Genomic DNA, 15,009 nt, shown 5'->3' on the forward strand with positions numbered 1-15,009 from the left:
AATTCGTTAAGTCTCCATCTGATGGGCGGGTAATGAGCCGGGACATAAATGGTGCGCGAGGGATTTTCCTCCGTGCATTGGTTGATACGCCCTCTCTTAAAGAGTGTATTTGTTAGTGAATGTTAGCAAAAAAGTATCGGTCAAGACATTATGAATTAGGTAGGCCAGGGACTAATATATATAAGGAAAGTTACTGACTGGGATTATATCTATTGCAAAAGTAGTATTTCCCTGCGGTGAACACCGGTATCCCTGTCCGTAGGTTTGTTGACTGAGTTGACCAGGTAGCAGGTATTTATATGAGTTAGTTTCGTTGCATATTAATTAGTCAGAAAATTTACAGAGTTTAATGAGCAGTAAGTGTGAGGAAGTCTGTGACCAGTCAAAGAACTTCGGCAAAACAAAAGCAATTAGCCAAGGCGATCAAATCAAAAAAACCAAATTCCCACAGCCGTAAATCTCGAGGTTGGGTGTTGTTCTGGCTGGGTATGAGTGGTATTGCTATGGTCTCAGCAACAGTAGGGGCAATGTTAGCGGTTTCCCTTACTAGTAGCCCATTGCAGCAAGCACAGTTAAGCCCCCAAGAAGAAGCGGTTTTTGATACAGATCGCATTTCTGGCGGTGGGTTACGATTCTCGGAATTAACTCGCCCTGTGAATCTGTTAGTGATGGGGATGAGCGTCCTCCCATCGGATTTGATTAATCCTCCAGCCCAATTGCAGCATCTGGGCTATGAACCCCAGGTAAATTCTTTTGATGGGCTAGCTGATGTCATGATCTTGATCAAATTTGATCCAGCTACAAAAAGAATAGCTATGCTCTCAATCCCCAGAGACACTCGTACAGAAGTAATTGGCTATGGAGTGAAAAAACTCAATGCTGCTAATGTTGATGGGGGTCCAGCTTTAACCGCTCAAAGTGTTAGTCAACTTCTGGGTGATATAACAATTGACCGCTATATCCGTATTAATGTTCTGGGTGTTGGTAAACTGATCGATGCTTTGGGTGGAGTCACAGTCAACGTTCCCAAGGATTTGCGATACCAAGATGACTCTCAACGCCTATATATTAATTTAAAGGCAGGTGAACAGCATCTTGACGGTGATCAGGCTTTGCAGCTATTACGCTTTCGCCATGACGAACTCGGAGATATTGGCCGGGTTCAGCGTCAACAAACCGTCATCAGAGCTTTGATAGACCAGACTCTTAACCCTGTAACATTAACCCAATTACCCCAAATTCTCAATCTGGTCAAAGAAAATATCGATACCAATTTAACAATTGAAGAATTATTAGCACTAGCAGGCTTTGGCGTGCGAGTCAACCGTTCTAATATGCATATGTTCATGTTACCAGGTCGCTTTAGCCAACCCGGTGAATATCTGGCTAGCTATTGGATACCAGACGAAACTGGTATTTCTAGAATGATGTATCAACATTTTGGTGTCGAATTAACTCGTGAAGCCCAACAGGTTGATTATCATTCTTTGCGAGTTTATATTCAAGATAGCACAGGTAGCGATCGCTCGCAACTGATTTCTGTAGTCCGAGATTTAGAACAATTCGGATATCGCCGCGTTTATATATCCGCACCTTGGCGGGAATCCCTGAAGGTGACCAATATCATCGCCCAGCAAGGAGATATTGAAAATGCACAGTTAATTCGCGATACTTTGGGATTTGGGGAAGTACGCATACAAAGCACTGGTATTATTGATTCTGATGTTACTATCCAGTTGGGTGAGGATTGGTTACAACAAAAAACACGTCCCTGGGACATGACTTATTAAAACTTATCCATAAAAGTGCTGAACACTCAGCACTTTTCCCTCAGAGGTTTACTTTAGTTCTAAATTTTCAGACAATAATTTCATCACCAGATGCGCAGAATGATACATGGATTGGATTACACTACTGCGATCGCTACAGTCCGACTTTATTAGCAGGTTAACATCGGGTTGTTTACTTCATTGTGAAATAGCAGGTCAATATAGTGAATTAACTGTCATCTCCGGAGAAAGATTAAAGATATTACGAGAATTTTGCTGGTTGATGGCTGAAAAATATAAACGCACTTCCCCGGTACGTGACGTTTTTATTAACAATCTTAAGGGAAAACTAGGGGAAGAAGTTGTTAAAGAACGTTTAGCTGATTTGATTACAGAAGTCGATTATGAAACCCGATTCGGCGGTGATGGTAATGTTGATTTTACTTTAAATTCTGATTCAAAAATCGGCGTTGAGGTCAAGTCACGTCATGGTAGTATTAGTCAGGTTAGATGGTCAGTTACTTCTCAAGAAGTTGCCAAAAATACAGTTATAGTTTGCGTTTTAATTCAAGAGGATGTCAACGAAGCACAACCAGAGTATCACCTGTTTTTAGCTGGATTTCTCCCAACGAAAATGATTAAGTTAAAAACTGGGAAAATTTCTTTTGGCATCAACCAGTTATTATATGGAGGTGGTTTATTCTTCTATCTAAAACAGTTAGCAAAAGCTGATAATTATCAATACACATACTCATCAGAATGGCCAGGCAATTCAGGTAATTTAAATAAATTAAACTCTATCAATCAAGATTCCAATCACAATTATATTAAACTAGGTGATGAGTATTTTCATAGCGGGGAATACCAAGTAGCAATTAATTACTATAAAGAAGGATTACACATAAAAGCTGATGCCGAAAGTTATTACAAATTAGGTTTAACTTACTATCAGTTAGGAGAGTACCCAGCAGCCAATGTCAATTTTTCCCAAGCAATCCAGCTAAACTTTCATGATCATAAAGTTTACCATAAAAGAGGTTTAGCCCATTATCAACTAGGAAACTATCCAGAGGCAATCGAGGATTATACTCAAGCTATCAGAATTAATCCTCATATTGCCCTAGCTTATAAAAATCGTGCTGAAGCTCGTTCTCAAATCGGAGATAATCAGGGAGCAATAGAGGATTACACTCAAGCAATAAAAATTAACCCCGATTATGCAGATGCCTATAAAAACCAGGGAATTGCACGTTATTTCATAGAATATCACCAAGGACTATCTCAGGCAATAAAAATTAACCCCCAAAATGCAGTTGCTTACAAAAATCGTGGTAACGCTCGTGCCGATTTAGAAGATTATCAAGGAGCAATTGCCGACTATACTGAGGCTATACAGATTAATCCTAATTATGTAGATGCTTATTATAACCGTGGTCATGCTCGCTATGATCTAGGAGATTACGAGGGAGCAATTGAGGATTATACTTATATCATTAAGATTAATTGTAATTATGCTCATGCCTATTATAACCGTGGTAATGTTTATTCTCACCTAGGAGAGAAACAACTAGCAATTGATGATTTTTGTAAAGCAGCAGATATTTATAGGCGAGAAGGTCAACTAGAATCCCTTAAAGATGCTCGTGCTAGAATTTCAGATTTAGAAATTGCTCAATCATTGGATATTTTGAATTTCTAAAGTTTTCAGGTCTCTACTTAGCACTTAGAAAGTAACCGTGAAATCCATGAGGAATCACAGTGGGTAATCCCAATCTACAAACCGGTTCTGTATCTAGGCGATCGCCATCAAATACCCAAACCTCGCTACTATGGGAATTCCCATCATAAACCACCGTCAACACCCAAGCTTGCTGAGAGTTGTGTACATCTTCCACAGGTAAAGGTTCACTAGGGTAGCAATTTTCCGGTAAATTAGCCTCAGTGAAGGTTTGAGTGCGGTGATCAAAACGACCGATAGTATTTAATATCTCCTGACTAATATCTGTATCTTCCCGGTGTGAGGACATATAGGTATAAGGTGAAAGTTTCCCTAAATTTCTCTTAGGGACATGAGGAAACTCACAACTGCGGTTTATTAGTTTCTCAACTGATGTCACCTTAGCTGTTTGGGGTTGCAGATGAATTCGCGTCAGAGTACTTTGAGCACTTGTGAGGGTTTTACCTGTAGCCACTTCCCCCAGATATTTATTTGTGTTAAAATCTTTATAGTGGGCGAAATCTACCACCACACCACCACTCGCATCTACATAACCATTAGCAAAATGCCATTGATACCAAGATTCTGTTTCTCCACGACTGACTAAAGATAAGGTTTCACGGTCAATGACCAAGATTTGAGTACCTAATTCTGGTTTCCAATCAAAACATTCACTATAAGTGCTGATACCAGTCAGCACAGGAAAAATATTTAACCGTAGTGGTGGAATAAAAAATATTAGATATTGTCCAGCTAAAACAAAATCGTGGATTAATGGAACACCTGGAAGTTGAACTTCAGCTTTTTGAATAATTTTCCCAGTCAACTCACTTTTATAAATATTCAAAGTTCCATTCATCCCCGGACTGACACCAAAGTTAAAAATTTCCCCCGTTTGGTCATCAACTTTGGGATGCGCAGAATAGGTTAGTCCCCGGTTCAGACCATTTAAATTATCCAAACCGCGTGTTTCTAAAGTTTGGAGGTCAAGGGAATGAGGATGACCACCTTCCCAAAGTGCTAGAAGTCTGTCAGGTAATGCTAGAACCGAAGTATTAGCAGTATTCTTAACTGGTTTGAGCCATTGATTCCAAATTGCACCGGGTGCAGTCATGCCATAATTACCGTAAAGCAGTTTACCCGCTGCGCTTTCTTCCTGATAGCCTGCAGTTTGCACATAACGATAAACTCCCCTAACACCAGCATCGGTAAAATGAACCGCCAAAATTGCCCCATCACCATCAAACCAGTGTCCCACATGAACACCACCACGTTCTAACCTTCCTGGTCCATTGCGGTAGAGTGTACCGCGTAAGCCTTCAGGGACTTGGCCCCAGAGAATGGGTAATGGAGTGAGGGGAAATTCTTTCCCCGGTTGAGCGATCGCCTGAGCCCATTTTTTATGGGTTAATGGTTGAATAGTTGTTGTCATCCTCACATACTATGGCATAACGTTAGTAGATTTAAATAATATCTAAATCTATTTATGAAATAAATTAACGACTTATAGGTGAGATTTCGTAGCTACCGGTACAAGGGGGCGAGCTAACCGCCTACTTTAGCCAATTATATGGTATATCAATTTTACCAATTTACCGTGTCTGTTTTCCTCTCAGGATTGATCATCCTGACTTTGTAACTTTCTGGAGGTTTTTAAATGAAGTCTTATTTAGCAGCTGCTATTCAAATGAGTAGTGTACCCAACTTACACAAAAACTTAATAGAAGCAGAAGAACTAATTGATCTGGCGGTGCGTCGAGGTGCGGAATTAGTCGGGTTACCAGAAAACTTTTCTTTTATGGGAGAAGAGAAAGACAAACTCGCACAAGCAGACGAGATTTACCGTGAAACTACACAATTTCTCAGAAAAATGGCCCAGCGCTTCCAAGTTACCATCTTGGGCGGTAGCTTTCCCCTTCCTGTGGAAAATACCGGCAAGGTATATAACACTACAGTCCTGATAGACCCTAGCGGTGAAGAACTCTTACGCTACTATAAAGTACATTTATTTGATGTTAATGTCCCCGATGGTAATACCTATAGAGAATCTAGCACCGTTGTAGCTGGTCAGGAACTACCCTCAGTATATTTCTCGGAAAAACTCGGTAATATAGGACTTTCTGTTTGCTACGATGTCCGTTTTCCCGAATTGTACCGACATCTGTCAGATAAGGGAGCCGATGTGATGTTTGTACCTGCTGCTTTCACTGCTTTTACAGGTAAAGACCACTGGCAAGTATTATTACAAGCAAGAGCCATTGAAAATACTGCCTACGTGATTGCACCGGCTCAAACTGGCAATAACTACGGCCGTCGCTACACCCACGGACACGCTGTGATTATCGACCCCTGGGGAGTGATTTTAGCAGATGCTGGTGAACAACCAGGAATTGCCATGGCCGAAATCAAGCCCTCCCGCTTGGAACAAGTCCGCCGTCAAATGCCTTCCCTAGAACACCGGATATTTAGTTAAATGAATGTAATTTGGGTTGTTGATGGATTTTCCCCACCTACAACCCAACTTTATAGTTGACTTGACCGAGATATCACCGTCTAAGGATCGCTATTAAGCAGCACTTCACTGTTACTGTTGAGTTTAAGAAAACTATCAAAGGCATACCAAGCCAACACATACCAAGGAATAATTTCCAGTTCTAAACCTTTAACCATAACTTGTCTAATAGCCAGAATACTCAGTCCGAGGGGAAACAGAAAGCGCAAATCAACCTCGCCACCAGTGGCGCGCTCAAACCGGTTATTTAAGTTAATAATTGTGCTTTTCATATCTTCTGCTGCTTCCGAGTTCCCCTCGGTAACATCAGCAAAAGTTACTCCTAAATCTAGTAGTGTAGTTAGCACATTTTCTAAAGCCGCATTTTTGCCATCATGGTTGATGATTATACTACCTGAATTAATATTAGTCCTGACCTGAGTCACATGAGGCTGTGCCTGCAACACATTAGCAATACGTTGCATTTCTCGAGGATGACGATGAACAGGAGAAATTCTCAACCGTAGTCTTCCGTGAGTTTCACTAATGATTTTAGTGGATATAGGTTGATGTGTGGTTTTGAAACTTGCCTGTTGCAAAATTTTGATAATCTTGGTAAGATTACTATAACTATTTGTCAACACACAGTAGCCCTCCTGGATTATAGTTATTTCTGGTTGTAGTCAGGACTTTAATCCTCTCATCACCAACGCCAGAAGAGTCTGATAGCCAATTCCTCCGTTGCTCCTATTGATTTTGAGGACTGAAGTCCTGTGTAATACAAACTACGCCCAGAGAAAGAACCTTTACTTGCTGATTTATACGCCATGTTCTGCTGTGTTCTCAGCAGATGCTTCAAATACGGGTGTTTCTCTCTCCTCGGCAATTTCAGCCTTAGCCTCGGCTATAATGTCTTCCCAAGTTTCGCCCATTTCTGCAAATGCGCCGCGGCTTTTTTCGTAGGCGACAATTCCACCTTTGACTAGTGACTTGAGTATGGGTTTACCAATTCCTGCTACAACGGGAATGAGCACAGGTGCCAAGAGTACCGCCCCTATACCGGCTATAATTCCAGGAGTGCCAGCCTCTTCAACAAAGTTAATAATTTTAGGTGCCATAATTTAATTAACTCTCGTAGATGATAGGTAAGCCTTTTAGCTTAATCTGGGTGGGATTGGGATCTCATCTTGCTGATGGTAGAGTTTGATTTGTCGCAAGTTTGAGGAGAGGACGTAAAGTATTGTTAATGACGATATTAAAAAGATTTACCTAAATCAAGTCTATCAGTAACGTCAAGTATAACCCTTAGCCGCACTATCCCTCCTCTGCCTTGAGAGATATCTGAGATGTAGTAAAAAATATCACTTTTTGGGGATATGAAATCCAGATTCATCTCTAGTTGATGATGTCCGCTGGATTAATTAACATTTTTTGGTATTTCTCCTCAGTAATAATATTGAGTAAATTCTCAATGCGGTCAATAAACAACACACCATCGAGATGATCATACTCATGTTGAAAAATCCGCGCCACAAAATCAGTTAATTCTTGCTTTTGTAACTTGCCATTGCGGTCAGTATATGATACTTCAATTGCTTGGTATCGTGGTACTAACCCTCGAAGACCAGGAACACTTAAACAACCTTCCCAACCTGGAATCATTTCGGCAGAGTGAGCAATTATGCTCGGGTTAATCATGGCGGTAGGCTCCATCAACGGAGCGTGGGGATACCTGAGATTAGGGCGGGAAGCTACTATAAATAAACGATAGGATGCGGATACTTGAGGCGCTGCAATTCCCACACCATTAGCCTGGCTAACTGTGACAGTCAAGTCGTCAATGAGCTTTTGAATACTTTCATCTTGAGTATTTTCAACCCAAGTAGCCGGTTGGCGGAGTATGGGATCCCCTAGTTGAAGAATTTGTATTAGTTCAGACATAAGCAAGAATTTAACCTTGTCTTCTAGCTGGTAAAGGTGCTGGACTAACTTCTAGTGATATCACCTGTCCATTGCGTTCTACCTGTATTGCTAAAGGAATACCAATTCGGCTATTTTGTACCAGATTTTGTACTTCTTCAATTTTAGTCACAGGTTGGTTATTAATGCTTTGAATTAAATCACCAGATCTGAGTCCTCCCACAGATGCCGGCGATCGCGGTACAATATCAACTAATAAAACACCCTGATCTGCTCTCAAATTCAAGCCATTGCGTGGGTCTCGATTGATACTGGCTTTAATCTCCGGTGTCAAAGTCACCATTTGAATACCTAAATAAGGATGATCCACCCTACCTTTAGCGATTAATTCCTGAGAAATTCTCTCTACTGTATTAATGGGAATAGCAAACCCTAACCCTTGAGCGCCGCGAATAATTGCCGTATTCATACCAATTACCTCCCCGCGGGAATTGAGTAATGGCCCACCAGAGTTACCCGGGTTAATAGCTGCATCAGTTTGGATATAGTCAACCCGCTTATCGCTGGCTCCAATATCACTACTAGAACGCCCGATAGCGCTAAGTATACCAGAGGTAACAGTATTATTTAACCCTAAAGGATTACCAATAGCAATCACAGCTTCTCCTGGGTTTAAGGTATCAGAGTTACCTAGAGGTAAGACTGGCAGATTATTAGCCTCAATTTTGATCACCGCCACATCTGTAACCGGATCTTCCCCTAGCACCTTCCCATCAAAAGTCCTACCATCCTTGAGGGTGACAGTTACAGAATCCGCTCCATCTACAACATGAGAATTAGTGAGAATTTTACCAGAGGAATTAATAATAAATCCAGAGCCGCTACCCCGCTCTACTCGTTGTTGTGAATTGCCAAACCGGCGTAAAAATGGATCCCTGGGTACACCACGAGACTGTACTATTCTAGAGGCATCAATCCGCACTACGCCATCTCCCACTTTTTGTACAACTGCGACAACGAAGTGAGGATTTTCACCCGCTGAGGAGGTAATTACCGGGGTAGTCACAGCCGGACTGCGATCATTTGTGCTTTGGGTCACAACCTGAGACCGAGGATCATTTCTTTGACCATCAAGGGTTTTAGTGGGTGGAAAAGAGCAGCCACCCAGGGACACTAATGCTACCCCAGTCATTAGGATTAACTGAAGCATACAGCTTGATTCTCTCCTGTAGGCACCAACCCAGGTATCAATAATAGCTTGAACTTTCATCTTCATTGTCTTTGTTTCTCCGTTTTAGTCAGTGGGTGGTAGGATATTGCCTACTGGGTATGTCCTGTCAATGATGGCGAATCAAAAGCTCATTTGCCGTCTAGAACTGATCAATACTAAATTAGTGCTTTCTGACCATTAGTAGCAAAGGTGGTAAATAATGGCGATTCCCATTGACAGTCTCTGGACTCAGGTATTACAGCGCTTACAGCTAGAATTATCCCGTCCTACCTTTGAGACTTGGATAAAAACTGCTCACGCGGCGGGATTAGAAAATAACTGCTTGGTAATCATTACTCCTAATCCCTTTGCTCGTAATTGGTTACAAAAATATTACATCAACACCATTGCTAATGTAGTCGAAGATATTTTGGGTCATCAGGTGGATATATACATTACGGAGGCTCAGGGTAATGAAGTCACTGACGGGGAACAAGCAAAATTTACTCGGGAATTACTGACTCAAAGCCAGACTTCTGAAAATGTTCCGCCAAAAATGCAACCCACTACAGACTTAAATTCTAAATATGTATTTTCCCGATTTGTGGTTGGTGCTAATAATCGCATGGCTCACGCTGCTGCTTTGGCTGTGGCGGAATCCCCAGGAAAAGAGTTTAACCCCTTATTTCTATGCGGTGGTGTGGGGTTGGGTAAAACTCACCTGATGCAGGCTATTGGTCATTATCGATATCGCATTTCTCCAGGTTCTAAAATCTTTTATGTTTCCACAGAGCAATTTACTAACGACTTAATTACAGCCATCCGTAATGATAGTATGCAGAGTTTCCGGGAACATTATCGGGCTGCCGATGTGTTGTTAGTCGATGATATTCAGTTTCTTGAGGGTAAGGAGTATACCCAAGAAGAATTTTTTCATACTTTCAATACCTTACATGAGACGGGGAAGCAAGTTGTGATTGCTTCCGACCGCCCTCCTCATCAAATCCCTCAGCTACAAGAGCGTCTGTGTTCCCGGTTTTCTATGGGTTTAATTGCTGATGTACAAACTCCAGATTTAGAAACTAGGATGGCCATTCTCCAGAAAAAGGCTGAATACGAAAATATTCCCCTTTCCAGGGATGTCATTGAGTATATCGCCTCCCATTATACTTCTAATATTCGTGAGTTGGAAGGCGCTTTAATTCGAGCCCTGGCTTATATTTCTATTTCTGGTTTACCTATGACCGTGGAGAATATCACACCAGTTTTAGAACGACAAAGGGAGAACCTCGCCGCTACCCCAGAGGGGATATTATCAGTGATTGCTGATACTTTTGGTATATCCATTGAAGACCTTAAAAGTAACTCCCGGCGACGAGAAATTAGTTGGGCGCGTCAAATCGGGATGTATCTGATGCGCCAACACACTGGTCTGAGTTTACCGAGAATTGGTGAAGAATTTGGTGGTAAAGACCATACAACGGTGATTTATAGTTGTGATAAAATTGCCCAACTGCGAGAAAGCGATCGCACCCTAGCAGCAACCTTGGGTCAATTGAGCGATCGCATCAACATGAATAGCAGAAAACAGCAAAAATAAAGCCCGGAGTCATCAGGATTTAACTCTTAGCCAAAATCCTCTGTCCGGCAAAAAATTGTTTTCCACAACCATTACTGCCATAATTGTTCAGCCGCTTACAAAAAATATTAATGAAAGTATAAGAACTGATTAAAATTAAATTGACTTGCGCAAAAACTTCAGTCAGGTATAATTACCCTGTGGAAAACCCTCCTGGTTTTTCCACAAGTTTTCCACAGATACTAACCTACCAAACCATTATTTCAAATAGCCTCTTAGGGAGTTTTCCACAATTTCCACAATTCATATCAATATTTATGATTTGATGATAAAAATAAACAACCCACAAACACAATCAATCGCGTCTCTACCTACTTCCATCCAGAGCAACCCTGGTTGACAGACGCTCTGATTTCCCACTTACGGAATATTTTTATGAAATTAGTTTGCACCCAAAGCGATCTTAGTACCAACCTCTCACTTGTCAGCCGTGCAGTACCCTCACGCCCAACTCATCCAGTATTAGCCAATATCTTACTCCAAGCAGATGCTCAAACTAACCAAGTCAGTTTAACCGCCTTTGACCTGAGTTTGGGTATCCGTACCAGTTTTAATGCTGAGGTATTAGAAGGAGGAGCCATCGCCCTACCAGCTAAACTACTTGTAGATATCACCTCACGCCTTCCAGAAGGAGAAGTGACCCTAGATGATCAATCAGCCGTAGAATCGGAAACAGCTACCGGAGAAGGCTTAAGTGTCACCCTCACCCCCAAGAGTGGACATTTTCAAGTCCGAGCCATGGGAGCTGAAGAATTCCCCGAACTACCAATTATTGACAACGCTGACCCCATTCAAATTACTACCGCGTCCTTAATTGAAGGATTAAGAGGCTCATTATTTGCTACCAGTAGCGATGAAACTAAGCAAGTATTGACAGGAGTCCATTTAACAGTTAAAGAAGATAGCCTAGAATTTGCTGCTACCGATGGACATCGCCTAGCAGTGGTGGAAACTACTAACGAGCGTCCCCTAGGTGATAATCATCAGCTAGAGGTGACAGTTCCAGCCAGAGCCTTACGGGAACTACAACGGATGTTAGCTCATAATGCTGTGTCCGATGATGCGATCGCCCTATACTTAGATCAAGGTCAAGTTGTATTTGCTTGGCAAAATCAACGCTTAACCAGTCGCACCCTAGATGGTCAATATCCCGCATATCGTCAACTAATTCCCCGCCAATTTGAGCGTCAATTGACCATCGAGCGTAAACAATTAGTTAGCACCTTAGAGCGCATTGCCGTACTCGCAGACCAAAAAAATAATATTGTCAAAGTTAGCATTAACAGCACTGCCCAGGAAATTACCCTATCCTGCGAAGCCCAAGATGTGGGTAGCGGTAGAGAGTCAATACCCGCACAAATATCCGGGGAAGATTTAGAAATTGCTTTTAACATTAGATACTTAATGGAAGGGTTAAAAGAATTACCATCTTCAGAAGTTCAAGTACACCTCAATCAAGCTCTCACCCCAGTAATTTTTACACCCCTAGGAAGTTTAAAAATGACATACCTAGCCATGCCTGTACAACTGAGAAGTTAGCAATAAAAACTGGTTTTGATAAATTCTGGTCTCAAACCTAAATAATTATCAAGTCAAAAGTAGAGAGTTTTAACTGATTTTCTCTCTACTTTTGCTTTGTAATTAAAATTACACCTTTACATTATCAGTAAAGCGAATTTTGAGATAGTCGTCTTCCATCTTCGCCCCTCCTGGTTGTAAAGCTGCCAAGGCTTGGGGCAATACTAAATTACGTCTGTGATTACCGATAGTAATATTTAATTCATCTCCAGTTTTACTGAGTTGAATTTGGCTTTTAGGGATACCAGGTAAATAAAGTTCCAAACTATATTGGTTTTGCTCTTGCACAACCTTAATAGTTGTTTCTTTGTAATATACCTGAGTGGGGTCTTCATCCTTGTAAAGAGTTTCTTTCAACCGTTCTAAAGCTGCTAGGCCGCACATCTCCTCAGAAAATAGCGGCACCTCTTTAACAGGTAGAGGCAGAAAATTATCATGTATTTCCCGGCGATATTCCTCCTGGTTTTCTTTCCAACGTTGGAAAAACGGATCTTGCACTTCCTGGGGAATAATGCGATTAGCTATGACTAAATCTGTAGCCACATTATATAAACTCAGATAAGCATGGGCGCGCAGAGATTCTTTAATCACCATTTTTTCGGGATTAGTTACCAGGCGCACGGAGGTTTGAGTATTATCAGTTAAGACCTTTTCCAGCGCTTCAATTTGCTCATAAAATTCATAAGGTGCATCCATCACCTCTTTATCTGGGAGAGAAAAACCCGCAATGGGTCTAAACAAAGGTTCCACCAGAGGTCGCAGCGCCACGGAGATATTTTGAAATGGCTTGTAAAACCGGCGCATATACCAGCCGCCGACCTCAGGTAAACTCAGCAGACGTAATGCGGTACCAGTAGGGGCTGAGTCGATAATCAAAACATCAAAGTCCCCTTCGTCGTAGTGGCGCTTCATCCTGACTAAGCCAAAAATCTCATCCATACCCGGTAAGATGGCTAATTCTTCGGCTTGAACCCCTTCTAAACCCCTAGCTTGTAACACTTGGGTGATGTAACGCTTCACCGCACCCCAATTTCCTTCTAGTTCTTGCAGCGCGTCGAGTTCCGCACCCCACAAATTCGAGCGAATTTCTCGCGGTGCGTGTCCCATTTCTAAATCGAAACTATCTGCTAGGGAGTGGGCGGGGTCTGTACTCAAAACTAGTGTGCGATAGCCTAGTTCTGCACAACGGAGTCCAGTGGCCGCAGCAACGGAGGTTTTACCTACGCCGCCTTTGCCTGTCATCAAAATTACGCGCATGGATGATTACGTCCTGTTCAGGATTTTTACATTTATTTACATTATCAACTGTTTCGAGAAAATAAATGCTTTCATCGGCTTTGTTTCCCTAACCTTTGACGGCAGGAGATAGGTAAAAATGCTGTTTAATTACATCTATAGGTGAACAGTGCCAATAATCAATGTGGGAAATAATCAGGTTAGCAGAGTTTAGTGTTAATTCACTCCAGCCGGAGATATAAATTCGCGGTTTCCACGGCACTGGTGTATTCCAGCTGAGTGTCCACTCCGTTTTTATGGTGTCTCCTAAAGGTTGAATCTTGTGTACTTCCATATGGGGATTAATAAACCATTTCTGGATGAATTTAATCATCTGCTCATAGCGTTTAACTCCCCGAAATTTAGTTAATGGATCTTGAAAATAAACGTTTTCGGCGTAAATGCTATATGTCTGATTCTCAGGAAATCTTTGATAGTCTTGTTTGAGAATTTCAATTATATCCATGAACTTGTTCAGCTCTATGAAGGCTTTTCTATTCAGGTTTAATCTCAACTTCGTTCCAGAGGCGTTGTAATTGACTCTGCCAAGCTGTTAAAACTTGTTCTCTGTCTTGGGCTGTTTGGTTATTGTCACCTAGTAATCCTTCTGCATAAAAACGTTCTAGGTTTTGCATTGTCCCTTGCAGTGATTGTCCTTGCTGCTTCGCTGTCTGGATGATTTGCCGAATGCGGGTTTCAATCAGACGATTAAAGACGTTATCTAAACCAGCTTGATATAAAGATACTATTCGGCTGATGGCACTGGCAAAATCTTCACTGACCAAAGTTTGACTATTATGTTGATATACTGCCCAAATTACACTATCAAACAAGGCATAACGTACTTCTTGGGTATCATCAAAGTTCGCTTCTAAAAATTGCGCTAAAAATGGTTGGGCTTGTGTTAGTGGGACAATAGGCAGTAAAATTCTTAACCACGTATTATCTTCAGATAGTAGCACCAACAGCCGAAAATTAGGGCTTTCCACCTGCCACGATCCAGGTGCGATCGCTTTAATCTCCTTGCTGCTAAATAATTTTGTCAGCGTCCCTGCAATTTCTTCTGGTGTCATAGTCTGTTTTAAGTCTCTAGTCTCTAGCTTAAGGCTTTGTGAGTATTCACTTGGCTTTTGTGTGGGAACTACTAGAAATATAGTAAATTTGACATTGATGGTGCGCCACTTGAGGTGCTTAAGAAATATATCCACAATCAAGAAAAGCCGTCGTAGAACGACGGGGTTTTCAACCCATTTTTTCGATAAATGGTAAAACTGCTATATAAAACCTAGACAAAGCTAGACTTTACTTTCTACTTCAACGGGAGCATGGGAGCGGTTATCCCTTAGTAGACTTGCACGCCTTAGCCAGACGCGATATTTCTCTTAAGATTTACAAGAAAGACTACCGCTA

13 protein-coding genes are annotated in these 15,009 nt (G+C 41.6%); 5 read left to right on the forward strand and 8 right to left on the reverse strand.

What is annotated here, in order from left to right; all coding sequences use genetic code 11:
* Positions 1-374: 374 nt before the first annotated feature.
* Together NWP22_RS01280 and NWP22_RS01285 are read left to right on the forward strand one after the other, a co-directional pair.
* On the forward strand, positions 375-1,790 hold the full coding sequence (locus tag NWP22_RS01280) for an LCP family protein (protein WP_271734278.1): 1,416 nt from the start codon (positions 375-377) through the stop codon (positions 1,788-1,790).
* Between the two features lie 106 nt (positions 1,791-1,896).
* Complete coding sequence (locus tag NWP22_RS01285) at positions 1,897-3,468, forward strand: tetratricopeptide repeat protein (protein ID WP_271734279.1); 1,572 nt, start codon at positions 1,897-1,899, stop codon at positions 3,466-3,468.
* A gap of 13 nt (positions 3,469-3,481) precedes the next feature.
* Here NWP22_RS01285 and NWP22_RS01290 read toward each other — a convergent pair whose 3' ends face one another.
* Positions 3,482-4,918, reverse strand: a complete 1,437-nt coding sequence (locus NWP22_RS01290) for a carotenoid oxygenase family protein (RefSeq protein WP_271734280.1) — start codon at positions 4,916-4,918, stop codon at positions 3,482-3,484.
* A 225-nt stretch (positions 4,919-5,143) separates the two neighbouring features.
* Between NWP22_RS01290 and NWP22_RS01295 the strand changes: the two genes are divergently transcribed.
* Positions 5,144-5,959, forward strand: a complete 816-nt coding sequence (locus NWP22_RS01295; RefSeq protein ID WP_280793637.1) for a carbon-nitrogen hydrolase family protein — start codon at positions 5,144-5,146, stop codon at positions 5,957-5,959.
* A gap of 80 nt (positions 5,960-6,039) precedes the next feature.
* Here the strand turns inward: NWP22_RS01295 and NWP22_RS01300 are convergent, their stop codons facing one another.
* The 4 genes from NWP22_RS01300 to NWP22_RS01315 all read right to left on the reverse strand — a co-directional run bounded on the left by NWP22_RS01300 (position 6,040) and on the right by NWP22_RS01315 (position 9,107).
* The gene (locus NWP22_RS01300) at positions 6,040-6,621 is read right to left on the reverse strand and encodes an HMA2 domain-containing protein (protein WP_271734282.1); all 582 of its coding nucleotides are present in this window, start codon (positions 6,619-6,621) and stop codon (positions 6,040-6,042) included.
* Positions 6,622-6,795: 174 nt separating this feature from the next.
* Entirely contained in the window at positions 6,796-7,095 is a 300-nt protein-coding gene (locus NWP22_RS01305) for a DUF5132 domain-containing protein (protein ID WP_271734283.1), read from the reverse strand.
* Positions 7,096-7,372: 277 nt separating this feature from the next.
* Positions 7,373-7,918 (reverse strand): peptide deformylase, encoded by a 546-nt coding sequence (def, locus tag NWP22_RS01310; RefSeq protein ID WP_271734284.1) that lies wholly within the window; start codon positions 7,916-7,918, stop codon positions 7,373-7,375.
* 10 nt (positions 7,919-7,928) lie between these two features.
* Positions 7,929-9,107, reverse strand: coding sequence for an HhoA/HhoB/HtrA family serine endopeptidase (locus NWP22_RS01315; protein WP_271734285.1), 1,179 nt, complete (start codon positions 9,105-9,107; stop codon positions 7,929-7,931).
* 220 nt (positions 9,108-9,327) lie between these two features.
* Between NWP22_RS01315 and dnaA the strand changes: the two genes are divergently transcribed.
* Together dnaA and dnaN are read left to right on the forward strand one after the other, a co-directional pair.
* On the forward strand, positions 9,328-10,707 hold the full coding sequence (gene dnaA / locus NWP22_RS01320) for a chromosomal replication initiator protein DnaA (protein WP_271734286.1): 1,380 nt from the start codon (positions 9,328-9,330) through the stop codon (positions 10,705-10,707).
* A gap of 414 nt (positions 10,708-11,121) precedes the next feature.
* The gene (gene dnaN / locus NWP22_RS01325; RefSeq protein ID WP_271734287.1) at positions 11,122-12,285 is read left to right on the forward strand and encodes a DNA polymerase III subunit beta; all 1,164 of its coding nucleotides are present in this window, start codon (positions 11,122-11,124) and stop codon (positions 12,283-12,285) included.
* 108 nt (positions 12,286-12,393) lie between these two features.
* On the opposite strand, the gene NWP22_RS01330 is transcribed toward dnaN, so the two are convergent.
* The 3 genes from NWP22_RS01330 to NWP22_RS01340 all read right to left on the reverse strand — a co-directional run bounded on the left by NWP22_RS01330 (position 12,394) and on the right by NWP22_RS01340 (position 14,672).
* The gene (locus tag NWP22_RS01330) at positions 12,394-13,581 is read right to left on the reverse strand and encodes a TRC40/GET3/ArsA family transport-energizing ATPase (RefSeq protein ID WP_271734288.1); all 1,188 of its coding nucleotides are present in this window, start codon (positions 13,579-13,581) and stop codon (positions 12,394-12,396) included.
* Positions 13,582-13,669: 88 nt separating this feature from the next.
* Positions 13,670-14,065 (reverse strand): C6orf136 family protein, encoded by a 396-nt coding sequence (locus NWP22_RS01335; protein WP_271734289.1) that lies wholly within the window; start codon positions 14,063-14,065, stop codon positions 13,670-13,672.
* A 28-nt stretch (positions 14,066-14,093) separates the two neighbouring features.
* Positions 14,094-14,672, reverse strand: coding sequence for a hypothetical protein (locus tag NWP22_RS01340; RefSeq protein ID WP_271734290.1), 579 nt, complete (start codon positions 14,670-14,672; stop codon positions 14,094-14,096).
* Positions 14,673-15,009: the final 337 nt, after the last annotated feature.

Origin of the sequence: Anabaenopsis tanganyikae CS-531, from assembly GCF_029891675.1 — a bacterium.
Classification (GTDB): domain Bacteria; phylum Cyanobacteriota; class Cyanobacteriia; order Cyanobacteriales; family Nostocaceae; genus Anabaenopsis; species Anabaenopsis arnoldii.

Excerpts from the sequence above, each read along its gene's own strand:
- NWP22_RS01285 (WP_271734279.1), top strand. The coding sequence starts at position 1,897 with ATGGATTGGATTACACTACTGCGATCGCTACAGTCCGACTTTATTAGC.
- NWP22_RS01290 (WP_271734280.1), bottom strand. The coding sequence starts at position 4,918 with ATGACAACAACTATTCAACCATTAACCCATAAAAAATGGGCTCAGGCG.
- NWP22_RS01295 (WP_280793637.1), top strand. The coding sequence starts at position 5,144 with ATGAAGTCTTATTTAGCAGCTGCTATTCAAATGAGTAGTGTACCCAAC.
- NWP22_RS01305 (WP_271734283.1), bottom strand. The coding sequence starts at position 7,095 with ATGGCACCTAAAATTATTAACTTTGTTGAAGAGGCTGGCACTCCTGGA.
- def (WP_271734284.1), bottom strand. The coding sequence starts at position 7,918 with ATGTCTGAACTAATACAAATTCTTCAACTAGGGGATCCCATACTCCGC.
- NWP22_RS01315 (WP_271734285.1), bottom strand. The coding sequence starts at position 9,107 with ATGCTTCAGTTAATCCTAATGACTGGGGTAGCATTAGTGTCCCTGGGT.
- dnaA (WP_271734286.1), top strand. The coding sequence starts at position 9,328 with ATGGCGATTCCCATTGACAGTCTCTGGACTCAGGTATTACAGCGCTTA.
- dnaN (WP_271734287.1), top strand. The coding sequence starts at position 11,122 with ATGAAATTAGTTTGCACCCAAAGCGATCTTAGTACCAACCTCTCACTT.
- NWP22_RS01330 (WP_271734288.1), bottom strand. The coding sequence starts at position 13,581 with ATGCGCGTAATTTTGATGACAGGCAAAGGCGGCGTAGGTAAAACCTCC.
- NWP22_RS01335 (WP_271734289.1), bottom strand. The coding sequence starts at position 14,065 with ATGGATATAATTGAAATTCTCAAACAAGACTATCAAAGATTTCCTGAG.
- NWP22_RS01340 (WP_271734290.1), bottom strand. The coding sequence starts at position 14,672 with ATGACACCAGAAGAAATTGCAGGGACGCTGACAAAATTATTTAGCAGC.